We start from the raw sequence: 21,762 nt of genomic DNA, 5'->3' as shown, positions 1-21,762 counted from the left end.
CACGCCCAGCAGGATAGCCGCTGCCAGGCACTTCACTCGCCCCGCACCGGCGTGGCGAGCACCACGCCCACGCGCAGCTCCCACCTGGCAGGACAACGGCCACCCCCGCCGTGGCAGCGGGGGTGGCCGTGGTCGGTGGATCGTCAGCCGACCGAGATCGCGACCTGGTGCAGGCCGGGTCCCTCAGCGGTCAGCGACGCCTCACCGTTGCCCGTGCGGTGCAGGGCGCGCACCGTCCAGGCACCGGGCGCGGCGTAGAACCGGAAGTCGCCCTCCGGGGACGCCTGGACCTCGCCCGCGAAGTCGCCGTCCCCGTTGAGCAGGCGCACGTACGCGCCGCTCACCGGGCCGTCGCTGCCGACGACCTTGCCGGCGACCACGACCTGTCCCTGGGTGTCGATGTCCGCGGGCGTCGCCGTCTGCACCGGCGCGCCGCAACCGTCAGCACTCATCGTCACTTCCCCGTTCCGGTTTCGATCGGCACGCCGACCAGCGAGCCGTACTCGGTCCACGAACCGTCGTAGTTCTTGACGTCCTCGAGGCCGATCAGCTCGTGCAGCGCGAACCAGGTGTGGCTGGAGCGCTCGCCGATCCGGCAGTAGGCGATGGTCGCCTTGGACGTGTCCAGACCGGCCTCGGAGTACAGCTCCTTGAGCTCCTCGGCGGTCTTGAAGGTGCCGTCCTCGTTCGCGGTCTTGGCCCACGGCACGTTCAGCGCCGACGGGATGTGGCCGCCGCGCTGCGCGGACTCCTGCGGCAGGTGCGCCGGGGCCAGCAGCTTGCCGGTGAACTCGTCCGGCGAGCGGACGTCGACCAGGTTCTTCGTGCCGATCGCCTCGACGACCTCGTCGCGGAAGGCGCGGATCGAGGTGTCCGGCTCCTTGGCGACGTAGTTGGTGCGCTCGCGCTTGACCTCGTCGGTGGTCAGCTCGCGGCCGTCCAGCTCCCACTTCTTGCGGCCGCCGTCGAGCAGCTTGACCTTGTCGTGGCCGTAGAGCTTGAAGTACCAGTAGGCGTAGGCGGCGAACCAGTTGTTGTTGCCGCCGTAGAGGACCACCAGGTCGTCGTTCGAGATGCCCTTCTCGGACAGCAGGGCCTCGAACCCGGCCCGGTCGACGAAGTCGCGGCGGACCGGGTCCTGCAGCTCGGTCTTCCAGTCGATCTTGACCGCACCGCGGATGTGGCCGCCGTCGTAGGCGGTGGTGTCCTCGTCCACCTCGGCGAAGACCACGCCGGGGGTGTTCAGGTTCTCCTCGGCCCACTGCGTGGTGACCAGGACGTCTGCACGGCTCATGAGAGCACTACTCGCTTTCTTCTTCTCGTGGGTGGACTCGTCAGGAAGCCTGGCTCGGCGCCAGGCGCCGGATCAGGAGGTACATCTCGCAGCCGAGGCAGAAGTTGAACGCCGCGTTGAGGAACGCCGCGAACAGCGCGAACGCCGTCGCGACGACACCGAGCACGGGGATCCCGGACGCGTACCCGACGGTGCCGATCAACGCGAACACGAACCCGACCGCCTGGGCGAACCGCAGCGGCGCCGCGTCCTCCCGCTCCGTCGTCGGCGCCAGGCGCGGCGCCACGAGGCGGCGGTAGAGCACCGAGTACGGGGCCGGCTTGAGCCCGATGAACGCACCGATCGCGAACACGACCGTCTGCACGGCCAGCAGCGGCCACCATCCGCTGATGAGGACCACCGCGAGCACGACGGTCGTGATGACCGCGGCGAACCGGGGTCCGCGGGGATCTACGGCTGGGCCTGCTGACATGTGACCTCCCTGGCAGGGCGCGTGCGAGCACGCGTCGGAACGGAGTGTTTCCGGCGGGGAGAGCGGGTGGGACCCGCTAGAGGAGACACAGGCTGCTGCGCACGCGGCAGAAGTCGACCGCGCGACGTTGCGTCAGCAGAGTGAGTGGCAGCCTGCACACGGTGGTCAGGCTACCCGGGGATCCCTGGAAGTGGGAGGGGTGTCCACGCACTGAGAGCATTCCCACCATCCAGGAAATAAATTCCACCCTGGTCAGCGGACCCGGCGGCCGCGGCGCGAACCCGGTGGCCGCGCGGAACACGTTCTAGTCCGCAATCCGGGCCGGGAGGTGCGGCCGCAGCGCCTCGAGCAGCGCGGGCGCCTTCGGCACGCCCCCGACGCGCAGCAGCTCGGTGCCGTCGGAGCGGTAGGCGATGGTGGTGGGCGTGCGCAGCACACCCAGCGCCTGGGCGACTTCCGGCTGGTTCGTCACGTCGAGCTCGACGTGCGCCAGGCCGTCGGTGCGCTCGGCCAGCGGGCCGAGCAGGGCGCGGGTGTGCCGGCACGGGGTGCAGAACGTGGTGGAGATCTGCACCAGGGTGACCTGGGCGCCGGTGCCGAGCGCCGCTTCGACGGGCCCGGGCAGCGCGGCGGCAGGCGCGCGCCGCGCGGCGCGGACACGCCCGTTGCGCGCCCGCAGCAGCGCGCCCGCGACTCCGGCGACCACCAGCGTGCCGAGCACGACCCAGACGCCCGTCATCAGCTTGTCACCCTCCGGTCGAGCCGCTCGCCCCGCCGAACGTCACGTTCTTGGCCTCACCCTTGATGGTGACCGAGCCGTTGTTGACCTGCACCGCGGTGGGAGTCACCTGGAACGGCAGGTTGCCGGTGTCGATCGTGGCCTTGAAGTTCGGCAGCAGCGCCTGCTGTACAGCTGGGGGAACAACCGTCGTCCCCTTGTCATTCCCGTACTGCAGGCGCGTCGGCACGATCTCGATCCGCGAGCCGTGCAGCTCGATCATCGCGAACGCGAAGAGCTCCACGTGCTGGCCGGCGACCTGCACGTACCCGGAGATGCGGACACCGGCCTTCGACTTGTCCCGGTCCTGCTCGCTCGTGCTGCCCTGGCCCTGCCCGCCACCGGAACCGGTGTCGGTGCCGCTCTGCGCGTCCTGGCCGGTCTGCACGTAGGAGACGCTCGCCGGCGCGATCCGCAGGTCCTCGACCTTGGTCAGCGGGTCCACCTTGTTGATGTCGCTGGCCTTGATCGTCACCTGGGCCTCCAGCCGGCCGATGTCGATCGCCTTGGTGTTGCCGTTGACCAGGTCGGACAGCGGGGCCCGGACGTCGTACAGGTCGGCGGTCACCAGCACGTCCTGCAGGTCCTTGATCGGCACGCCGGGCGCGAACATCGAGATGTGCCGGTAGTCACCGCTGATCGCCTGGGTGCTGAACGGGAAGCCGTCGATCGTGACCGAGGGGTCGTCGCTGAGCCCCAGCTGCTCCCTGGCCTTCTGCGACACCGTGTGCTCGGCGAAGGCGGCGAGCCCGAAATCGGCTCCGACCAGGAGCGCGGCGAGCACCACCAGGCTGATGACGATGCGCCGGGTGCGACGGCCACGGCGCCGCGAACCGGCGGGCGGAACGGCTCGGTCCTGGGTCACAGGTCTGCTCACTCTTCGTGTCCGATCTGTCTCGCGTCGGGGCGTGGGACGGCCTCAGCCTCGGGCAACCAGTGTGACGTCAGTGTGACGGTGGCTGCACAGGGGAGGTGGTTTCCGCAGTTCACCCGCTACCCTTGGGCCGGAGACCAGGGGCGCTCAAGGCTGCGGACTAGCAAGAAGGCGGTGTGGCGATGAGCCTGGACCTGCTCGTACTCACTTCCGAGGCGGAAGCCACTGCCGTCCTTCCCGCCCTTGACCTGCTGCCGCACACGGTACGCGTCCGCGCGCCGGAGATCACCGCGCTCCTCGACGCGGGACACCGGGACGTGATCCTGCTCGACGCGCGCACCGACCTGGCGTCCGCGAAGAGCCTCTGCCGCCTGCTCAAGGGCACCGGCGAGGACGAGGCCGGCACGCCGGTCATCGCCGTCGTCGGCGAGGGCGGCCTGGTCGCGGTCAGCGCCGAGTGGCGCACCGACGACATCCTGCTCCCCACCGCGGGCCCGGCGGAGGTCGACGCCCGGCTGCGGCTGGCCACCACCCGCGACGGCGGCGTCACCCAGGCGGACACCGAGCTGCGGGTCGGCGACCTGGTGATCGACGAGACCACCTACACCGCGCGCCTGCGCCGCCGCACCCTGGAGCTCACCTACAAGGAGTTCGAGCTGCTCAAGTACCTCGCGCAGCACGCGGGCCGGGTGTTCACGCGCGCCCAGCTGCTGCAGGAGGTCTGGGGCTACGACTTCTTCGGCGGCACCCGCACGGTGGACGTGCACGTCCGGCGGCTGCGGGCCAAGCTCGGCCCGGAGCACGAGCAGATGATCGGCACCGTGCGCAACGTCGGCTACAAGTTCGAGCGCCCGGCCAAGCCCGGCGCCAAGCCCGGCGTGACTTCGCTCAACTTCGACCCGAACGAGCTGTCCACCGAGTTCTCCACCCGCTGATCGGGGCTAGCGTTGATCTCGTGCTGACTGTGGTGTGGGTCGACGAACTGGACGGGCAGGCCATCGCCGAGGTGCGCGAGCTGCTGCTCGCCGCCCGCGAGGTGGACGGACGACCGGACCTGGGCCCGGGCGAGGAACTGCCCGGCGAGTTCCGGACCGGTCCGCACCTGCTCGCCAGGTCCGACGGCACGCTCGCCGGATACGCGCACCTCGATCCCGGCGGTGACGCGTTCGGGCGCCAGGTGGCCGAGCTGATCGTGCGGCCGGACGACCGGCGCCGGGGCGTGGGCACCGAGATGGTGTCCGCGCTGGTCGAGCGCGCTGCCGGGGCGCCGCTGCGGGTCTGGGCGCACGGCGACCATCCCGGCGCGGCCGCCCTCGCCGGGCGAACGGGGTTCACGCGTGCCCGCGAACTGCTCGTCATGCGCACCGAGGTGGATCCGGCCTGGCCGGAGCCCCGGCTGCCGGAGGGCGTCACGCTGCGCACCTTCGTGCCCGGCCAGGACGAGCAGGCCGTGATCGAGGTCAACGCGCGGGCCTTCGACTGGCACCCGGAACAGGGCAGGCTCACGGTCGAGGACCTGCGGGCAGAGGAGGCCGAGGACTGGTTCGACGCGGACGGCTTCTTCCTCGCCGAGGACGGCACGGGCAAGCTGCTCGGCTTCCACTGGACCAAGGTCCACCCGGCCAACCCGCGGCGGTTCGGCGGCCGGGAGACGGGTGAGGTGTACGTCGTCGGAGTCGATCCCGGCGCCCAGGGCGGCGGGCTGGGCAAGGCGCTGACCCTGGCCGGTTTGCGGTACCTGCGCGACCGCGGGCTGCCCCAGGTGATCCTCTACGTGGAAGGCGACAACGCACCCGCGGTCGCCGTCTACACGCGACTGGGCTTCACCCGCCACGAGGTCGACGTCCAATACGAGCGGTGATCGCCGTTCCGTTGCGTTAACCCTCCGCCAATGTTTCGTCACAGATCGCGAACCCGCAGGTCACGGGCAGGACACGGCACCCGGTCGAGTGAAGTAGCGCGCCTCACATTCGGCGCCTTGTTCACTTTGCGTTCATCTGTAGAGAGGCGCTTGTCCACCCGTGCTGCCTAGTGTCCGGTTGCGACGAATGGCGTTCCCAAGCTGGAGGACATGAAGTGAAGATCATGCGGCCGATGGGTGCTCTCGGCATCGCGGCGAGCGCAGCCCTCGTGCTCGCCGCCTGCGGCCAGGACCCGGCCTCGTCCGGCAACACCCAGACCTCGGGTGCGGCCACCGCGCCGAGCGCGACCGCGAACGTCGTCTGCGGCGGCAAGACGCCGCTGGCCGGCGAGGGCTCGACCGCTCAGAAGACCGCGGTGGACATCTTCGCGCAGCAGTACGCGAAGGCCTGCCAGGGCCAGATCGTGAACTACAACGCGTCCGGGTCCGGTGCCGGTGTCAAGCAGTTCACCGCGAAGCAGGTCGACTTCGGCGGCTCGGACTCGCCGCTGAAGACCGGTGACGAGCAGAACGCGGCGAACGCCCGCTGCGCCGGTGGCGAGGCGTGGAACCTGCCGCTGGTCGTCGGCCCGGTCGCGATCGCCTACAAGCTGGACGGCGTCTCCTCGCTCACCCTGAACGGCGAGGTCGCGGCCAAGATCTTCAACGGCAAGATCAGCAAGTGGAACGACCCGGCGATCGCCGCCCTCAACTCGGGCGTCAACCTGCCGGACAAGCCGATCCAGGTGTTCTCGCGGTCGGACGAGTCGGGCACCACCGACAACTTCCAGACCTACCTCGAGGCCGCCTCGAAGGGCGCCTGGACGCAGGGCACCGGCAAGGCGTTCAAGGGTGGCGTCGGCAACGGCGCGCAGGGCTCGAACGGTGTCGCCTCGGGCATCCGGGCCGCCGACGGCGCGATCGGTTACGTCGAGTCGTCCTACGTCAAGGACGGCCTGTCCGCCGCCAAGATCGACAGCGGCTCGGGCGCGGTCGAGCTGACCCCGCAGAACGTGGCGAAGGCCCTGGACGCCGCCTCGTTCCGCACCCCGGGCAGCAACGACCTGGCGATGGACCTCAAGAAGATCTACGCCAGCAACACCCCGGGCGCGTACCCGCTGCTGCTGACCACCTACGAGATCGTTTGCTCGAAGGGCTACGACGCGGACACCGCCAAGGCGGTCAAGGCGTTCCTGACCGTCGCGGCGACCACCGCGCAGCAGCCGATCGCGGACAAGGGGTTCGTGCCGCTCCCGCAGTCGCTGCAGGAGAAGGTGCTGAACTCGATCAACGCGATCTCCTGATCCTTGCCTGCCACCCCTGATTGGGTTGCACTGAGTACGTGATGAGCGAGTCATTCGCGAGGCGGACGCCCACCGGGGACACCGGTGGGCGTCCGTCGTCGTCTGGACCACTCCCGGAGGCCCCCGATTACGGCGCAACCACCGGCCACTGAGAACCCCTCGGCACTGGCCACACCGAACCGGACCGCCAAGGTGCGGCCCGGCGACCGCATCTTCAAGAACCTGACGACCGGGGCGGGCGTCTTCGTCGTCGCGCTCATCGGGCTGATCGGCGTCTTCCTGATCGTGCAGGCGATCCCGGCGCTCAAGGCGAACGAGCTCAACTTCCTCACCGCCCGCACCTGGCAGACCGGCGACCCGAACCACCTCCGGTTCGGCATCCTGGACCTGCTGCTGGTCACCATCTACACGTCGCTGCTGGCGCTGATCATCGCGATGCCGATCTCCCTGGGCATCGCGTTGTTCCTGACCCAGTACGCGCCGCGCCGGCTGGCCCGGCCCTTCGCCTACGTCGTCGACCTGCTGGCCGCGGTGCCCTCGATCATCTTCGGCCTGTGGGGCATCCTCGTGTTCGCGCCGAAGCTCGCGCCCATCGCGGAATGGCTCAACAAGAACCTGGGGTTCATCCCGATCTTCGGCTCGGGCAACGTCTACCCGAACTTCCAGGGCACGATCTTCACCGCCGGCGTCGTGCTCGCGGTGATGCTGCTGCCGATCATCACCTCGCTGTCCCGCGAGGTGTTCGAGCGCACGCCGACCGCCCAGATCGAAGGCGCGCTCGCGCTGGGCGCCACCCGCTGGGAGGTCATCCGGACGACCGTGCTGCCGTTCGGCAAGTCCGGCTACATCGGCGCCTCGATGCTCGGTCTCGGCCGGGCGCTGGGCGAGACGATCGCGCTCACCGTGATCCTCTACATCCCGGCGGGCAAGACGTTCGGCTGGAGCCTCAACGACGGCGGCGCGACGTTCGCGTCGCAGATCGCCGCGAACTACGCCGAGTTCAACAACCCCAGGTCCGCCGGTGCCTACATCGCGTCCGGTCTGGTGTTGTTCGTGCTGACGTTCGCGGTGAACCTCGCGGGCCGGTCCATCATCGGCGAGCGGAAGGCGGACTGATGACCAGCACGCTCTCGGAAACCGAACGCCTCGCCTCGCCGCCGGCGTTCCAGCAGGTCAGCCCCGGCCGGAAGGCGAAGAACGCGCTCGCCACCGTGCTCGTGTGGCTGTCGTTCCTGATCGCCGTCGCACCGCTGGTGTGGGTGCTTTTCACGGTGATCTCGAACGGCGTGAAGCGCATTCCGTACACCAACTGGTGGAGCCAGGACTTCGGGTCGGTGCTGTCCGACGAGGTCGGTGGCGGTGCCCTGCACGCGATCATCGGCACCCTGGAACAGGGTCTGATGTGCGCGATCATCTCGGTGCCGCTGGGTCTGCTCGTCGCGGTCTACCTGGTCGAGTACGGCCGGGGCACCCGGCTCGCGCGGATCACCACGTTCATGGTGGACATCCTGTCGGGTGTGCCGTCGATCGTGGCCGCGTTGTTCATCTACGCGTTGTGGATCACCACGCTGGGCCTGCCGCGCAGCGGGTTCGCGGTGTCCCTGGCACTGGTGCTGCTGATGATCCCGGTCGTGGTGCGGTCCGCGGAGGAGATGCTGCGGATCGTGCCGGACGACCTGCGTGAGGCGTCCTACGCGCTGGGTGTGCCCAAGTGGAAGACGATCATGAAGATCGTCCTGCCGACCGCGTTGTCCGGCATCATCAGCGGCATCATGATGGCGCTCGCCCGCGTCATGGGCGAAACCGCGCCGCTGCTCGTGCTGGTCGGCTACTCCGCCTACACCAACTGGGACCTGTTCAGCAACAACCAGGCCTCGCTGCCGCTGTTGATGAACAACGAGCGGGCCACCAACTCCATGGAGCCGGGCAGCGTCGGGTTCGACCGCATTTGGGGCGCGGCGCTCACGCTGGTCCTCATCATCGCCCTCATCAACCTGATCGCCACGGTGGTGTCCCGCATGGTCGCCCCCAAGAAGAAGTGAGCGTTCCGCAATGGCCAAGCGAATCGACGTCAAGGACCTCGACATCTACTACGGCAAGTTCCACGCCGTCGACAGCGTCACGCTGTCCGTGCCGCCGCGGAACGTCACCGCCTTCATCGGCCCGTCCGGCTGCGGCAAGTCCACGGTGCTGCGCACGCTGAACCGGATGCACGAGGTCATTCCGGGCGCGCGGGCCGACGGGCAGGTGCTGCTGGACGGCGAGGACATCTACTCGTCCTCGGTGGACCCGGTCCAGGTCCGCCGCACCATCGGCATGGTGTTCCAGCGGCCCAACCCGTTCCCCACGATGTCCATCCGGGACAACGTGGTGGCCGGGCTCAAGCTGGCCGGCACGAAGAACAAGAAGCAGCTCGACGAGATCGCCGAGCGGGCCCTGCGCGGCGCGAACCTGTGGAACGAGGTCAAGGACCGGCTGCACAAGCCGGGCGGCAGCCTCTCCGGCGGCCAGCAGCAGCGGCTGTGCATCGCGCGGGCCATCGCCGTGCGGCCGGACGTGCTGCTGATGGACGAGCCGTGCTCGGCGCTGGACCCGATCTCGACGCTGGCGATCGAGGACCTCATCGCCGAGCTGAAGAAGGACTACACCATCGTGATCGTCACGCACAACATGCAGCAGGCGGCGCGGGTGTCGGACCAGACGGCGTTCTTCAACCTGGCGGGCGTCGGCCAGCCGGGACGGCTGGTGGAGATCAACGACACGGAGAAGATCTTCTCCAACCCCAGCGAGAAGGCGACCGAGGACTACATCTCGGGCCGGTTCGGCTGATCTTCCCGCGGACGACGACCCCCACGGCTCTGCCCCGCTGTGGGGGTCTCGTCGTCTCCGCCGGGTTCCGGCAGCGGATCAGGTGCGGCTGGGCAGGGTCCGCGGATCCGCCGGCGCGGCGAGGCCGGCCAGGAGCTGGAGAGCGGTCGCGGTGTCGGAACCCGCGGGCGCGCTGTAGATCATCATGGTCAGGTCGGGATCATCGGGGGCGCGCATCGCGACGTAGTCGAGGGCGAGCTCGCCCACCAGGGGATGGGCGAACCGCTTGCGGCCACGGGTCTTGCCGCGCACCGCGTGGCCGGCCCACAGGCGGCGGAAGTCGGCGCTGTGCAGGGAAAGCTCACCCACCAGTGCGGCCAGCAGGGGATCATCGGGGTGGCGGCCGGCGTCGAACCGGAGGTTGGCGACGGTGTCGCGTGCCTTGCTCTCCCAGTCCGGGTAGAGGTCGCGGGCCGCGTCGTCGAGGAAGACCAGCCGGGCCATGTTCCGCTCGGCGGCGGGCAGCGCGGGGAAGTCGGCGACCAGCAGGCGGGCCAGCTCGTTCCACCCCAGGACGTCCAGGCGCCGTCCGATCAGGTAGGCCGGGGCCGTGGTCAGTGCCTCCAGCGCCTGGCGCATCTCGGGACCGACCTGCTGGGGCCGGCTGGGACGTTTCCGGGTGGCACCGGGCTGGGCGAGGTTGTGCAGGTGAGCGGTTTCGTCCGGGTCGAGGCGGAGCGCGCGGGCGACGGCGTCCAGGACGTCGGCGGAGACGTTGCGGGCGCGGCCCTGTTCCAAGCGGGTGTAGTAGTCGACGCTCACCCCGGCGAGCAGCGCCAGTTCCTCCCGGCGCAGGCCCGGCACGCGCCGCCGCCCCCCGAAGGTGGTGGCACCGGCCTCGTCCGGGCTCAGGCGGGCGCGCCGGGTCTGGAGGAACTCGGTGAGCTGCTGTGCGCGGTCCATGTCCCCAGTATCCGCGAGAACGCCGCTGCGGAGCCTGGTCCCGGCAGACCCAGGCTCGGTGAACCCCGGCCGCACGGAGCCCTGGGCCCGTGCGGGCACGCGCCGCAGGATGGATCTCGTTCACCCCGGATGATCAGGAGATTCCACCATGTCGAACACCCTCACCATCGTCGCCGGTTTCACCGCCAAGCCCGGGCAGGAGCAGCGCCTGCGCGACGAGCTGACCGCGATGATCGCCCCGTCGCTCGCCGAGGAAGGCTGCCTGGGCTACCAGCCCTACGCGGACCCGGCGGACCCCAGCCGCATGGTCATCGTCGAGGAGTGGGCCGACAGCGCCGCGCTCGACTACCACTTCTCGCTGCCGCACTTCACCCACGTCGCCCAGGTCCTGGAGGAGATCCTCGCCGAGCCGTTCACCCTGCGCCGGCTGACCGACGTCCCCGCCCAGGACTGAACGAGTGACCGGGCGTCCACCGGAACTCACACCCCGGGGGTGGCCTGCGTAGCACTTGCCCCGGATCCGCTGGGAACTGTCGGTGACGGCCGCTAGCGTCTTCAGACGTGGTTCAGGTTCACGTGGAAGGCGTCGGCGGCAGACTGCCGAAACCCCGGGTGCTCGCGGCGGCGGGGCGGGCACTCGGGGCCATCCCGCCGCCGTTGCAGGTGCTGATCGGCATCGTCAGCGTCCAGGTGGGCGCCTCGCTCGCGAAGCAGCTCTTCGCGAGCACCGGGCCGGCCGGCACGGTCACGCTGCGGTTGTTCTTCGCGGCGCTGGTGCTGCTGCTCGTGTGGCGTCCGGTGCTGCGCATGGGCCGCCGGGCGCTGCCGGTGGTCATCGCGTACGGCGTGGTGCTCGGCACCATGAACGTGACCTTCTACCAGGCCCTCGCGCGCATCCCGCAGGGCATCGCGGTCACCATCGAGTTCCTCGGGCCGCTCGCGGTCGCGCTGGCCGGTTCGCGGCGCTGGCTCGACGTGCTGTGGGCGGCGCTGGCGGCGGGCGGTGTCGTGCTGCTCGCCGAGACGCGCGGCGACCTCTCGCTGCTCGGCATCCTGTTCGCACTGGTCGCGGGCGCCTGCTGGGGCCTGTACATCCTGCTGTCCGCGTCCCTGGGCAAGCGCACCGAAGAGGGCAAGGGCCTCGCGCTCGGCATGGCGGTCGCCGCCGTCGCGGTGATGCCGGTGGGCGTCGTGGAAAGCGGCGTGAACCTGCTGTCGCCGTGGGTGCTGCTCATCGGGCTGGCCGTGGCGCTGCTGTCCTCGGTCATCCCGTACTCGCTGGAACTGGAGGCGCTGCGGAAGATCCCGCCGCGGGTGTTCGGCATCCTGATGAGCCTCGAACCGGCCGTCGCCGCGTTGTCCGGGCTGCTGGTGCTCGGGGAGGCGCTGCACCCGTTGCAGTGGCTCGCCATCTGCTGCGTCGTCGCGGCCTCGATCGGGGCCACCCGCTCGGTGCGGGACGCACCCTGAACCCGCTGGGTAGGCTGGTCGCATGACCGTGCTCGACGAGGTCGGCCGCTCGGCCGCGCTGCTCCGGGCGCTCCAGCGTGAGCTCATGGTCTACAAGTTCGGCATCGACGAGCTGATGACCAAGCTGCGGATCCTGTCCGAGGAGTTCGACTTCGCGAACCAGCACGACCCGATCGAGCACCTGGCGAGCCGCGTCAAGTCGCCGGAGGCGATCCTCGACAAGCTGGCCCGCAAGGGGCTCGACCCGCGCGTCGAGACGATCCGCGAGCACATCGAGGACGTCGCCGGCATCCGCGTGGTGTGCCCGTTCGTGCCCGACGTCTACCTGGTCGCCGAGATGCTCGGCCGTCAGGACGACGTCGAGATCGTGCGGACCAAGGACTACATCGCCGCGCCCAAGCCGAACGGCTACCGCAGCCTGCACCTGATCGTGCGGATCCCGGTGTTCCTGTCCGACCGGGTCGAGCGGGTCAAGGTCGAGATCCAGATGCGCACGGTCGGGATGGACTTCTGGGCCGCCGTCGAGCACAAGCTGTTCTACAAGTACGCCGGCACCGCGCCGGCCGACTTCGCCGACGAACTGCGTGCGGCGGCGGAAACCGCGGCGGACCTGGACGCCCGGATGACCGCCCTGCACCAGCGGTTACCGGGCGGTCAGTCCTAGTCCGTGTTTCAGAGCTCCTCGTCGTGGGCGTAGCCCGGCATCTTGCCGGTCGCCACGAACACCATCCGCTTGCCGACCGACACCGCGTGGTCGGCGAAGCGCTCGTAGAACCGGCCGAGCAGCGTGATGTCGACCGCGGCCGCGACCCCGTGCTGCCACTCCTTGTCCATGATCACCGTGAACAGGTGGCGGTGGATCTCGTCGACGCGGTCGTCCTCCTCCTCCAGCGCACGGGCCGTCTCGACGTCCCGGCTCTTGATGACGTCGGCGACCTTCTCCGCGAGCCGGACGTCCAGCTCGCCCATCTCGGCGAAGTACTCCCGCACCGGCTCGGGCAACGTGGCCTGCGGGTGCCGGCGGCGGGCGGCCTTGGCGACGTGCAGGGCCAGGTCGCCCATCCGCTCCAGGCTCTCCGCGGCGTGGATCACGGCCAGCACGGTCCGCAGGTCCGTCGCGACCGGCGCCTGCAGCGCCAGCAGGGCGTACGCCTTCTCCTCGCTCTCGGCGCGGGCGTCGTCGATCTTCTGGTCGTCGCCGATCACCTGCTCGGCCAGGGACAGATCGGCTTCGAGCAGTGCCTGGGTCGCCTTCTGCATGGCGGCCGCGGCCTGGAGCGACATGTCCGCCAGGTTCGCGGCCAGGTCTTCGAGTTCGACGTGGTAAGCCTCGCGCATGGCCACACTCTACGACCCGATCAGGGCAATCGCCGCATCGCGAAGTGAACCGAGCATGAACCAGTGCTAACGAGTTGTCACGAGTCCGACGAGCGCGAACGTGTCGACTTCGCCGGGGTGGGTGTCGGGGACGGGATCGGGGTCGACGACGGGTGCGCGGCTTCGTATTCGGGCGAACCGGGCAGCGGGGTGTTGTCGATCAACGCGTGGAACAGGTCCCGCGACTTGGTCTCCAGCAGCACCTCGTTGCCGCGGGCGTTCGACTCACCCGTGGTCGGCACGGTGAGGAACGTGAGCTTGCTGGGGTCCAGGCCCTTCATCGACTGGGCCAGCGTGAGCATCTGGTCGACGCCGATGTTGTCGCCGAAGGTGGCCCGGGCGAAGGCGGTGACGAAGTTCGTCAGCTGGGTCGGGTCGGTGATGACACCCTGGGACATCGCCTTCCGCAGCAGCGCGGAGATGAAATCCTGCTGGCGCTTGATCCGGCCGTAGTCCGAGGTCGGGTCGCCCTGGACGTGACGGGCGCGGACGAAGCTGAGCGCCTGGTCGCCGGAAATCGTCACGTCACCGGTCTGCGAGATCACCATCCCGAGCACGGAGTCCTTGATCGGTTTGTCGACGTGCACCGTCACGCCGTGCACGGCGTCGACCATGTCCTTGAACCCGCCGAAGTCGATGCCCACGAAGTGGTTGAGGCGCATCCCGGTGAGCTGCTGCACCCACTTGGTGAGGCACTTGGGGCCGCCGACCGCGTAGGCGGTGTTCAGCTTCACCTTCGTCGCCGCCGGGACGACCTCGGCGGTGTAGTGCCCGGTGTTCGCGTCGTAGCGCTCGCACGCGGGGCGGGAGATCTCCAGGTCGCGCGGGAAGGACACGACCACCACGCGCTTCCGGTCGGCCGGCACGTGGGCGAGCATCACGGTGTCCGAACGGGCGCCGCCCACCGCGTCGGCGTCGCCGACGTTCTCCTCCGCGGTGGCGCCGGCGCGGGTGTCGGAGCCGACGATGAGGAAGTTCTCGTCGCCGGTCTGGCCGGCCGCGTTCTGGATGTCCGACGAGTTCTCGTCGAGGGCGGCGATTTCGGTGAACTTGCTGTTGAACCAGGTCTTGGTGCCCCACAGCGCGCCGGTGGCCAGGAAGATCAAGCCGGCGAGCACGGCGCAGGCGATGCGGGTGATGCGGATCGACCGCTCGCTGCGGCGCTGCTTCTTCTCCTGCAGGCGCGTCTGCGGCGCGGCCTGCTCGTCGTCGGCGCTCTTGACCGGCGCGACGACGCGCTGCAGACGGGTGCGGGTCTGCTCGATGAGCGCCACCGGCCGCGCGATGAGCCGCTCGCGGCGCTCCTGGCGCTTGGCCTCCTCGGCGGCGAGCTCCTCATGGGCGGCCGCGAACCGGGCGAGGGTGTTGTCGATCTTGCGGCGGACCTTGGTGTGGTCCCCGACCGGCTCCAGCTCGTCGGTCATGGTCAGCCGGTCGGCTGGCGTCACCGGGCGAGCGCGCGGCGGGCGCCGGGGTCCGTTCGGCCGTCCCACGGCCTCCGCGAGCTGGGTGGCTTCGGCGGCCGCGTCGGACGCGGCCGGCTCCGGATCGTCGCCGGGACGCCGGTTGGCGGGCGGGGGCGTGGCCGGCCCGGGACGAGCCCGGGGAGGCTCCGCCCGGCCGGACGGCTGGGACGTCTCGAGCGGATTCCCGCCCGGACGATCGTCGGCGTCGTCCCCGGGCGGCTCGGCGAAGCCACTCGGGTGGCGCCCGTCTTCGCGGCCGGCCGGCGGCGGGGCGGCCAGGAAGCCGCTCGGGTGGCGGGGGGCGTGTTCGACGCCGTTCGCGAGCGGCAGCTCGCTGAAGCCGCTGGGATGCGGGGCGGGCGCGTCGGCGCCGTTCACCGGCTGCGGTGCCGGGACGAACCCACTCGGGTGGCGGGGTTCGCTTCGGGCAGTGCTCGCGGGGCGGACGGGAGCGTCGGCGCCGGTCACGTGCGGGGCCTTGGCGTAGCCGCTCGGGTGGGGGCCGGGTGCGTCCACGCGTGCCGGGGGCGGTGGCGCATCCGGAGCGCTGTTCGGGCGGCGGAGCGGGGCGGCGGGGGCGTCCGCACCGTTCACCGGCGGCGCCGGGGCGAAACCGCTGGGGTGGCGCGGCTCGGCACCAGGAACGCCCGGCGCGGCTGCGGTTCCGTTCGCCGGCGGCCGTTCGACGAAGCCGCTCGGATGGCGCGGCTCCCCGCTGGGGATGCCCGGCCCAGCCGCTGCTCCGTTCACCGGCGGCGCCGGGGCGAAACCGCTCGGGTGGCGCGGCTCGGCACCGGGAACCTCGGCACCGTTCACCGGCGGACGCTCGACGAACCCGCTTGGATGGCGCGGCTCGGCACCAGGAACGCCCGGCGCAGCCCCCGTGCCGTGCACCGGCGGACGCTCGACGAAGCCACTCGGATGGTGGGGCTCCGCGCCGGGGACCTCGGCACCGGTCACCGGCGGACGCTCGGCAAAACCGCTCGGGTGCGGGCCGGGGGCATCGGCGCGGGTGGATGGCTGCGGTTCGGCGAAACCAGTCGCGTGCCGGCCGGTCGCCTCGGGGCGCGCGGAGCGCTGCGGCGTCTCGGTGAGTCCACCGGCGTGCCGCGGCTCGGCCGCACCGGGCGGCTCGGCTACGACCGGCGGCTCCGGTGCAGGGCGCGTCGGCGGGGCCGGGGTGCTCCGGCGCGGCGGGGCGGTCCGGCGGGGTTGTTGCGTCGGGGCCGCTCCGGTCGCGGGACGGCCCGCCGCGGCAGCGCGGCGCTGCGGCGGCGGCTCCGGAGCCCGGGGCTCCGGCCGGGCGGGCGGGGTGGCGCGACGAGCCGCCGGCTGGGGTTGTTCCGTCGGCGCGGTGTGCGCGTTGCCGCGCGTGGCGTCGAAGCGAGGGCGGTAGCCGGTGTGCTGGGCGACCAGGTCGGAGACGTTGATACCGCCCTGCGAGTCCAGTGAACGCCGGCGGCGCCGACCGGTGGAACCGTCGTCGTCGGCTCTGTGACCGGGGCCTTCGGCGTGGTCGTCTGGCACCCGGTCTCCTTCCGTCGGTCACGCCGGCCCGCCGGGAGGGGACCGTCTCAGTGATCATCGCCGGGACGGCGAGCATCGTTATCGTAGAGATACTCTTGGATCCTGACGACACCCTCCTGCTGAATTTTTTACCTAGCGTGCGGCAAAGCGGGTCGAGTGCGACAAACGGGGTGATGCGGCGCACCGGCAAAACGGGGAATCCCACTCCGGTCATTACGGACAGTGCTCGAGGACGCGGACGCCGCCGCGTTCCCGATAAGCCACCCGGTTGCGCCCCGCGTGCTTGGCGGCGTAAAGGAGGTCGTCCGCCATCCGCAGCTGCTCCGGCCCGCTCACCGGCTGGTGCGACAACCCGACGCTGACCGTCACACCGAGCCCCGGGCAGATCTCCGACCAGGGATGTTGCGCCACCCGCCGCCGGGCGAACTCGGCGATCCGCAGCGCGGTACCGGGCTGGACCTCGGGCAGCACGAGCATGAACTCCTCGCCGCCGTAACGCGCGCAGAATCCGGGTGCCGGCACGCCCTCCCGCAACAGCTCCGCGACCCGTCGCAGCACCTGGTCGCCGATGAGGTGACCGAACGTGTCGTTGACGCGTTTGAACAAATCAATGTCGATCAACGCCACCGCCAGCGGCGTGCGCGCGTCGCCGAGCAGGTCCGCGAGCCGGTTGTCCAGGTAGCGCCGGTTGTAGACGGCCGTCAGCGCGTCGCGCAGGCTGTCCTCACGGGCCTCGGCGCGTTCGCGGCGGAGCTGGTCGAACTCGCGGCGCAGCTGCTCGGGAATGGGCGAACGGGAACTGACCGCGATACCCAGCGCGGTCCGCAGGTGCTCGTAGGCCGTCCGGAAGTCGCCCTGCGACGCGTGCAGCTCCGCGATGGCCTCGTGCAGACTCAGCAGGTCGGCTTCATCCGGCCGCGCCCGCCGTGCGGTCACCCGTTTCACCTCCTCACTCCCAGTCTTCGTCCGCTTGCCGGCGTGGCTTGAGGAATTGGTACTGGCGCGCACGGAAATCGCTCGATGTGACGACCGGGGGCGAACGACGTGTCCGTTTTCCGCCAGCCGCCTGGACTGCCGCTCGGGAAGCTGGACTCGTGACACACGTGGAAATCGAGCCGAACATCCTGTACTTCGGCACGCCGGTGGTGCTCGTCAGCACGGCCGACGCGGACGGAAACCCCAACCTCGCCCCGATCTCGTCGGCGTTCTGGCTGGGCTGGCGCGGGGTGATCGGTGTGGGCGCCAGTTCGCAGACCGTGCGGAACCTGCGGCGCACCGGGGAATGCGTGCTGAACCTGCCGTCGGCGCACCAGGCGGACGCGGTGGACCGCCTCGCCCGCACGACCGGGACGACCCCGGTGCCGGAATCCAAGCTGCGCCGCGGATATCGCTACGAGCCGGACAAGTTCTCCCTCGCCGGCCTGACGCCGGTGCCGTCGTCGACGGTCGCGCCACCACGCGTCGCCGAATGCCCGGTGGCGATGGAAACCGTGGTCGAGGCGATCCACCCGATCGCCGCGGACGACGAGGACCAGTGCGGCAACATCCTGTGCTTCGAGGTGCGGGTGCGGAAGGTGCACGTGCACCCGGAAATCCGGCTGCCCGGCACCACCGACCGCATCGACCCGGACCGGTGGCGGCCGCTGATCATGAGTTTCCAGGAGTTCTACGGCCTGGGCGGCAAACTGCGCCGTTCCGAACTGGCGCAGATCCCGGAACACCTCTACCGCAGCCCGGACGTCGACCGGGCGCGACGGGAACTGGACGTGCGGCCGGCGGAACCGTACGGCCGCACGCCCAGCATGACGCCTATGGCGTGACGGTGATCCGGTCGGCCGCGGGCGGCGCGACCGGCGAGTGCGCACCGAAGTACGCGATCAGCGCGTCCAGGTCCACCGGGCCGCCGGCCAGGTCGGTGCCCTTGGTGAACTCGGTGAAGCCGTCGCCGCCCCCGGCGAGGAAGTTGTTCACCGACACGCGGTAGGTCGCCGCCGGGTCGACCGGTTTGCCGCCCACGGTGATGCCGGAGACCTTCGAGCCGATCGGCGCGGACGCCGAATAGGTGTAGTGCAGGGTCGCGGAGATCTGCAGGACCCGCGTGCCGGTCGCGGTCCACTGCTGCTCGAGCACGTTCTTGAGGTTCGCGCCGGTCAGCGTGATGGTCTGCATGATGTTCGCGAACGGCTGCACGGTGAACGCCTCGCCGTAGGTGACCACGCCGTCGCCCTCGCCGGCGGGCGAGGACGCGTAGGTGAGGTCCGCGCGGATACCGCCCGGGTTGGTCATCGCGATCTGCGCGCCGTTGGCCGCGGTGGCGTCGAGCTGCGCGTCGGCGATCACGTCCCCGAGCGTGGACTCGCCCGACGCCGCACCGGCCGCCTTGAGGTCGGCGGTGATCGTGCCGATCCGCTTGTTCGCGATCGGCGCCGCCTTCGTCACGGCCTCGCCGACCAGCTTCGCCGCCGCCGGGTCCGGGGTGACGTCGCGGGTGACGACCTCGTTGTGCGCGACGGTCGCGCTGCGCACCACGTCCCGGGTCCGTTTGTCGATCTTGAGGTCCACGACCGACAGCAGACGGCCGAACGACAGGCCCTGGACGACCGGGCGCGGGTTGCCGGCCGGGTCCGCGATCTGGCAGTTGTACTGCTGGTGGCTGTGGCCGGTGAAGATCGCGTCCACGCTCGCGGAGACGCTCTTGGCGATCCGGGTGGCCGGGCCCGCGTTGACGCGGCAGTCGTCGGGGCCGCCGGTGGAGTTGTCGCCCTGGTGCAGCAGCACGACCTGCGCCTTGACGCCGAGCCGGTCGAGCCAGCCTGAGGTGCGGTTGATGGCCTCGACCTCGTCACCGAACTCCAGGCCCTTGATCGCCTCGGCCGAGACGACGGTGGGCAGGTCCTTCAGGGTCGCGCCGATGATGCCGATCGGCTGGCCGCCGGAGACCTTCACGGTGAACGGCAGCAGCGCGGGCGCGCCGTTGTCGAAGGCGACGTTGGCGCCGAGGAACGGGAACCTGGCGCCGGTGTAGGTGTCGCGGAACTGGCAGCCGTCGGTCGGGTGGCAGCCGCCGAACTGCATCCGCTGCAATTCCCGGTAGCCCTCGTCGAACTCGTGGTTGCCGACGACGGACGCCTGGACACCCAGTTCGTTGAGGAAGTCCACGGTGGGCTCGTCGTGGAACAGCGCGGAGGCAACCGGCGACGCGCCGATGTTGTCGCCGGCGGACAGCAGCAGGGAGTTGCTCACCTCGCTCTCCAGCTGCTTGACGTGCGTCGCGAGGTAGGCGGCGCCACCCGCGGTCACTGTCGCGCCACCGGGCAGGGTGACCCGGCCCGATGAGCCGGCGGGCGGTTCGAGGTTGCCGTGGAAGTCGTTGAAGGTGATCAGCCGGACGTCGGTGGTGGTGGCCGGTCGGGCGGCGGCGGACGCGGGCGCTGCCGCGACCGTGACGGCGGCCAGCGCCGCGGCGGTGGCCGCAACGCATCGTCGCAGCACGCGAGGTGAAGGGGACATCGTTCCTCCGATACGGGGCATACCGGCGCGATCTAACCTTCGCCGCGCAACGATCACCAGGTCCGAAAGGTGGAAGGCCGGTGAAGAGTCCGATACGGCATCGGTCATCCGGCCGAGATGAGAGACCCTCGCTCCGGCTTTCCGGCTGATCCGGCGGGCCCCTTGCCGGCCATATCGTCGGCGCATGACGACGGCGCGGACCACCGCCCTCCACTTCGGACTGATCGGGTTCCTCGCGGTCTGGGGAACGGTGCTGGTCCCGCAGCTGGTGCTGCCGTACGTGCGGTTCGGACGCGTCCACCCGCGCCGTCTCGTCCGGACCGCCGCAGTGACCGGCTACGGATCGTTCGCGCTGGCGGTGACGTTCCTGCCGCTGCCGGCGGCCGGCGCGCGCGGGCTCGCCCAGAACATCCAGCTCACGCCGTTCCGGTGGGTCGCCGACGCACGGCGGGAAGCCGTGCAGGGCGGCGTGCACGCGCTGTCGACGCTGGCGTTCGAACGGATGACGATGAGCGTGCTGCTGTTCGTGCCGCTGGGGCTGTTCGCCCGGGTGCTGTGGAAGCGTGGGTTCACCGGAGCCGTACTGCTCGGGTTCGCCGTCTCGCTGGCCGTCGAGATCACGCAGCTCACCGCGAACTTCGGCACCGCCGCGCACCAGTACCGGATCTTCGACGTCGACGACCTGATCGGCAACACCACCGGCGCCGCACTCGGCTGGATCGCCGCCACGCTGTTCCTGGTGCTGCGATCAGCCGTCCAGCCGTTCGGCCAGCCGCCGCGGCGCGAGCGGGTCCACCTCGCCGAGGCGCGCTAGGGCCGCGGCCCGCTGGTGGGCCTTGCGCCTGGCCGCCCGGCGGTCCTCCCACGTGACTACCGCGGCGGCCGCGAGGAAGACCAGAACGACGAGCCCGAGGACGATCGCGTACTCCACGCCGCCTCCTTTGGCGTCGTGCTTGTGTGGCAGATCACATACCGTACTCGCCTTGTGTCGATTCCGCCACCTTCGCGCGGAGGCCCTGTGGCGAGTGCTCACCGCCGCAGGCGCCACAGCGACACCACCTCCCGCGAGCGGGCCCGGCTCAGCGGGTCCGTGCCCGTGCGCGGCGCGGGCCGGATGTCCAGGCGGCCGGCCACCGTCAGGCCGGCCGCCGTGAAGTGCGCCGCCAGGTCGGCGCGGGTGCGCAGTCCGAGGAGTTCGGCCAGGTCGGACAGGACCAGCCAGGCCTCGCCACCGTCGGTCAGGTGCGCGGCGGCACCGGCGAGGAACCCGGACAGCATCCGCGACCCCGGGTCGAACACGGCGGCGTCCAGCGGCGAGTGTGCCGCGCCGGGGAGCCACGGCGGGTTGCACACCAGCAGATCCGCCCGGCCTGGCGGAAACAGCTCCGCCGGCAGCACCCGCACCCGGTCCAGGCCGAGGCGGGCGAGGTTCTCCCGGGCACAGGTGACCGCGGCCGGGGAGACGTCCGTAGCCACCACGGCGGGCACCCCGCGGCGCGCCAGGACCGCGGCCAGCACCCCGGTGCCGGTGCCGATGTCGAACGCCGTCCGCACCCGGGCCAGTGGCGCCCGCGCCACCAGCGACACGTACTCCTGCCGGGTGGGCGGGAAGACGCCGTAGTGCGGGTGGATCCGCGCGCCCAGCGCCTCGACCGGCACGCCGGTCAGCCGCCACTGGTGGGCGCTCAGCATGCCGAGCACCGTGGTCAGCGGCACCAGCCCGGGGCGGCCCCCCGCGGCCTGGATCGCCGCCCGGGTCTCCGGGGCGCGCGGCAGGTCGATCCGCAGGTCGGCGCCGACCTCGACCAGCAGTTTCCCGAGCACGCGTGCCCGGTTTCGGCGGGACTGGCGGTAGCGGTAGAAGTCCGCGGTCCGGTCCGGCAAGCGTTTGCGCATCGCCGCGAGCAGGCGGCGCGCGGCGGCGAAGTCATCGCGCCACAGCAGGCTCGCGCCCTGCGACGCGAGGCGGACGGCTTCCGCGGCGCGCAGGCCGGCGCCGACTTCGATGAGGTGTTCCAC

The 21,762-nt window shown here is 70.8% G+C and carries 23 protein-coding genes; 11 read left to right on the top strand and 12 right to left on the bottom strand.

Going from position 1 to position 21,762, the window contains the following annotated elements; genetic code table 11:
- Positions 1 to 143: 143 nt before the first annotated feature.
- The 5 genes from FHX45_RS16670 to FHX45_RS16650 all read right to left on the bottom strand — a co-directional run bounded on the left by FHX45_RS16670 (position 144) and on the right by FHX45_RS16650 (position 3,409).
- Complete coding sequence (locus FHX45_RS16670) at positions 144 to 452, bottom strand: DUF1416 domain-containing protein (protein WP_167102438.1); 309 nt, start codon at positions 450 to 452, stop codon at positions 144 to 146.
- Positions 453 to 454: 2 nt separating this feature from the next.
- Positions 455 to 1,294 carry a sulfurtransferase gene (locus FHX45_RS16665; protein ID WP_167102435.1) on the bottom strand — a complete coding sequence of 280 codons (840 nt, stop codon included), beginning with the start codon at positions 1,292 to 1,294 and terminating at the stop codon, positions 455 to 457.
- Between the two features lie 40 nt (positions 1,295 to 1,334).
- Complete coding sequence (locus FHX45_RS16660) at positions 1,335 to 1,766, bottom strand: DUF4395 domain-containing protein (RefSeq protein ID WP_167102432.1); 432 nt, start codon at positions 1,764 to 1,766, stop codon at positions 1,335 to 1,337.
- Between the two features lie 304 nt (positions 1,767 to 2,070).
- Positions 2,071 to 2,505 carry a TlpA family protein disulfide reductase gene (locus tag FHX45_RS16655; protein WP_167102429.1) on the bottom strand — a complete coding sequence of 145 codons (435 nt, stop codon included), beginning with the start codon at positions 2,503 to 2,505 and terminating at the stop codon, positions 2,071 to 2,073.
- A gap of 7 nt (positions 2,506 to 2,512) precedes the next feature.
- The gene (locus FHX45_RS16650; protein WP_341771494.1) at positions 2,513 to 3,409 is read right to left on the bottom strand and encodes an LmeA family phospholipid-binding protein; all 897 of its coding nucleotides are present in this window, start codon (positions 3,407 to 3,409) and stop codon (positions 2,513 to 2,515) included.
- Positions 3,410 to 3,600: 191 nt separating this feature from the next.
- Here FHX45_RS16650 and FHX45_RS16645 point away from each other — a divergent pair, with 191 nt between their 5' ends.
- From FHX45_RS16645 to pstB, 6 genes are all read left to right on the top strand, one after another.
- Positions 3,601 to 4,353 carry a winged helix-turn-helix transcriptional regulator gene (locus FHX45_RS16645; RefSeq protein ID WP_167102423.1) on the top strand — a complete coding sequence of 251 codons (753 nt, stop codon included), beginning with the start codon at positions 3,601 to 3,603 and terminating at the stop codon, positions 4,351 to 4,353.
- A 20-nt stretch (positions 4,354 to 4,373) separates the two neighbouring features.
- Positions 4,374 to 5,279 carry a mycothiol synthase gene (gene mshD / locus FHX45_RS16640; RefSeq protein ID WP_167102420.1) on the top strand — a complete coding sequence of 302 codons (906 nt, stop codon included), beginning with the start codon at positions 4,374 to 4,376 and terminating at the stop codon, positions 5,277 to 5,279.
- A 215-nt stretch (positions 5,280 to 5,494) separates the two neighbouring features.
- Positions 5,495 to 6,622: a phosphate ABC transporter substrate-binding protein PstS gene (gene pstS / locus FHX45_RS16635; protein ID WP_167102417.1), complete on the top strand. Its 1,128-nt coding sequence runs from the start codon at positions 5,495 to 5,497 to the stop codon at positions 6,620 to 6,622.
- Positions 6,623 to 6,814: 192 nt separating this feature from the next.
- Positions 6,815 to 7,738 carry a phosphate ABC transporter permease subunit PstC gene (gene pstC / locus FHX45_RS16630; protein ID WP_167102414.1) on the top strand — a complete coding sequence of 308 codons (924 nt, stop codon included), beginning with the start codon at positions 6,815 to 6,817 and terminating at the stop codon, positions 7,736 to 7,738.
- Positions 7,738 to 8,664 (top strand): phosphate ABC transporter permease PstA, encoded by a 927-nt coding sequence (gene pstA, locus FHX45_RS16625; protein WP_167102411.1) that lies wholly within the window; start codon positions 7,738 to 7,740, stop codon positions 8,662 to 8,664. The genes pstC and pstA overlap by 1 nt, the downstream gene beginning before the upstream one ends.
- A 10-nt stretch (positions 8,665 to 8,674) precedes the next feature.
- A complete protein-coding gene (gene pstB, locus FHX45_RS16620) occupies positions 8,675 to 9,451 on the top strand; it encodes a phosphate ABC transporter ATP-binding protein PstB (protein WP_167102408.1) in 777 nt (258 codons plus the stop codon).
- Between the two features lie 78 nt (positions 9,452 to 9,529).
- Here the strand turns inward: pstB and FHX45_RS16615 are convergent, their stop codons facing one another.
- The gene (locus tag FHX45_RS16615) at positions 9,530 to 10,393 is read right to left on the bottom strand and encodes a helix-turn-helix domain-containing protein (RefSeq protein ID WP_167102405.1); all 864 of its coding nucleotides are present in this window, start codon (positions 10,391 to 10,393) and stop codon (positions 9,530 to 9,532) included.
- 148 nt (positions 10,394 to 10,541) lie between these two features.
- On the opposite strand from FHX45_RS16615, the gene FHX45_RS16610 reads away from it, so the two are divergent.
- From FHX45_RS16610 to FHX45_RS16600, 3 genes are all read left to right on the top strand, one after another.
- Positions 10,542 to 10,847 carry a putative quinol monooxygenase gene (locus tag FHX45_RS16610; protein ID WP_167102402.1) on the top strand — a complete coding sequence of 102 codons (306 nt, stop codon included), beginning with the start codon at positions 10,542 to 10,544 and terminating at the stop codon, positions 10,845 to 10,847.
- A 107-nt stretch (positions 10,848 to 10,954) separates the two neighbouring features.
- A complete protein-coding gene (locus tag FHX45_RS16605) occupies positions 10,955 to 11,863 on the top strand; it encodes an EamA family transporter (RefSeq protein WP_424923812.1) in 909 nt (302 codons plus the stop codon).
- Positions 11,864 to 11,885: 22 nt separating this feature from the next.
- A complete protein-coding gene (locus FHX45_RS16600) occupies positions 11,886 to 12,527 on the top strand; it encodes a GTP pyrophosphokinase (RefSeq protein WP_167102399.1) in 642 nt (213 codons plus the stop codon).
- Between the two features lie 8 nt (positions 12,528 to 12,535).
- On the opposite strand, the gene phoU is transcribed toward FHX45_RS16600, so the two are convergent.
- From phoU to FHX45_RS16585, 3 genes are all read right to left on the bottom strand, one after another.
- Entirely contained in the window at positions 12,536 to 13,201 is a 666-nt protein-coding gene (phoU, locus tag FHX45_RS16595; RefSeq protein WP_167102396.1) for a phosphate signaling complex protein PhoU, read from the bottom strand.
- A gap of 77 nt (positions 13,202 to 13,278) precedes the next feature.
- Complete coding sequence (locus tag FHX45_RS16590; RefSeq protein WP_424923811.1) at positions 13,279 to 15,084, bottom strand: LCP family protein; 1,806 nt, start codon at positions 15,082 to 15,084, stop codon at positions 13,279 to 13,281.
- A 1,362-nt stretch (positions 15,085 to 16,446) separates the two neighbouring features.
- Complete coding sequence (locus FHX45_RS16585) at positions 16,447 to 17,169, bottom strand: GGDEF domain-containing protein (RefSeq protein WP_341771493.1); 723 nt, start codon at positions 17,167 to 17,169, stop codon at positions 16,447 to 16,449.
- Between the two features lie 158 nt (positions 17,170 to 17,327).
- Here FHX45_RS16585 and FHX45_RS16580 point away from each other — a divergent pair, with 158 nt between their 5' ends.
- Positions 17,328 to 18,053 carry a flavin reductase family protein gene (locus tag FHX45_RS16580; RefSeq protein WP_424923810.1) on the top strand — a complete coding sequence of 242 codons (726 nt, stop codon included), beginning with the start codon at positions 17,328 to 17,330 and terminating at the stop codon, positions 18,051 to 18,053.
- Here FHX45_RS16580 and FHX45_RS16575 read toward each other — a convergent pair.
- A complete protein-coding gene (locus tag FHX45_RS16575; protein ID WP_167102390.1) occupies positions 18,043 to 19,743 on the bottom strand; it encodes a bifunctional metallophosphatase/5'-nucleotidase in 1,701 nt (566 codons plus the stop codon). The genes FHX45_RS16580 and FHX45_RS16575 overlap by 11 nt on opposite strands.
- Before the next feature lie 184 nt (positions 19,744 to 19,927).
- Between FHX45_RS16575 and FHX45_RS16570 the strand changes: the two genes are divergently transcribed.
- Positions 19,928 to 20,557 (top strand): VanZ family protein, encoded by a 630-nt coding sequence (locus FHX45_RS16570; protein ID WP_167102388.1) that lies wholly within the window; start codon positions 19,928 to 19,930, stop codon positions 20,555 to 20,557.
- Here the strand turns inward: FHX45_RS16570 and FHX45_RS16565 are convergent.
- Complete coding sequence (locus tag FHX45_RS16565) at positions 20,492 to 20,674, bottom strand: hypothetical protein (RefSeq protein ID WP_167102385.1); 183 nt, start codon at positions 20,672 to 20,674, stop codon at positions 20,492 to 20,494. The two genes, FHX45_RS16570 and FHX45_RS16565, sit on opposite strands and share 66 nt — an antisense overlap.
- 98 nt (positions 20,675 to 20,772) lie before the next feature.
- Positions 20,773 to 21,762 (bottom strand): methyltransferase, encoded by a 990-nt coding sequence (locus FHX45_RS16560; protein ID WP_341771492.1) that lies wholly within the window; start codon positions 21,760 to 21,762, stop codon positions 20,773 to 20,775.

The organism is Amycolatopsis granulosa (genome assembly GCF_011758745.1).
Taxonomy (GTDB): Bacteria; Actinomycetota; Actinomycetes; order Mycobacteriales; family Pseudonocardiaceae; genus Amycolatopsis_E; species Amycolatopsis_E granulosa.
Note: the sequence above shows the minus strand (reverse complement) of the source record. Positions and strands in the feature narration are given on the sequence as shown.

Bases quoted from the DNA above. Each gene is read 5' to 3' on its own strand.
- FHX45_RS16670 (WP_167102438.1), bottom strand. From the start codon at position 452: ATGAGTGCTGACGGTTGCGGCGCGCCGGTGCAGACGGCGACGCCCGCG.
- FHX45_RS16665 (WP_167102435.1), bottom strand. From the start codon at position 1,294: ATGAGCCGTGCAGACGTCCTGGTCACCACGCAGTGGGCCGAGGAGAAC.
- FHX45_RS16660 (WP_167102432.1), bottom strand. From the start codon at position 1,766: ATGTCAGCAGGCCCAGCCGTAGATCCCCGCGGACCCCGGTTCGCCGCG.
- FHX45_RS16655 (WP_167102429.1), bottom strand. From the start codon at position 2,505: ATGACGGGCGTCTGGGTCGTGCTCGGCACGCTGGTGGTCGCCGGAGTC.
- FHX45_RS16645 (WP_167102423.1), top strand. From the start codon at position 3,601: ATGAGCCTGGACCTGCTCGTACTCACTTCCGAGGCGGAAGCCACTGCC.
- pstA (WP_167102411.1), top strand. From the start codon at position 7,738: ATGACCAGCACGCTCTCGGAAACCGAACGCCTCGCCTCGCCGCCGGCG.
- pstB (WP_167102408.1), top strand. From the start codon at position 8,675: ATGGCCAAGCGAATCGACGTCAAGGACCTCGACATCTACTACGGCAAG.
- FHX45_RS16615 (WP_167102405.1), bottom strand. From the start codon at position 10,393: ATGGACCGCGCACAGCAGCTCACCGAGTTCCTCCAGACCCGGCGCGCC.
- FHX45_RS16610 (WP_167102402.1), top strand. From the start codon at position 10,542: ATGTCGAACACCCTCACCATCGTCGCCGGTTTCACCGCCAAGCCCGGG.
- FHX45_RS16600 (WP_167102399.1), top strand. From the start codon at position 11,886: ATGACCGTGCTCGACGAGGTCGGCCGCTCGGCCGCGCTGCTCCGGGCG.
- phoU (WP_167102396.1), bottom strand. From the start codon at position 13,201: ATGCGCGAGGCTTACCACGTCGAACTCGAAGACCTGGCCGCGAACCTG.
- FHX45_RS16575 (WP_167102390.1), bottom strand. From the start codon at position 19,743: ATGTCCCCTTCACCTCGCGTGCTGCGACGATGCGTTGCGGCCACCGCC.
- FHX45_RS16570 (WP_167102388.1), top strand. From the start codon at position 19,928: ATGACGACGGCGCGGACCACCGCCCTCCACTTCGGACTGATCGGGTTC.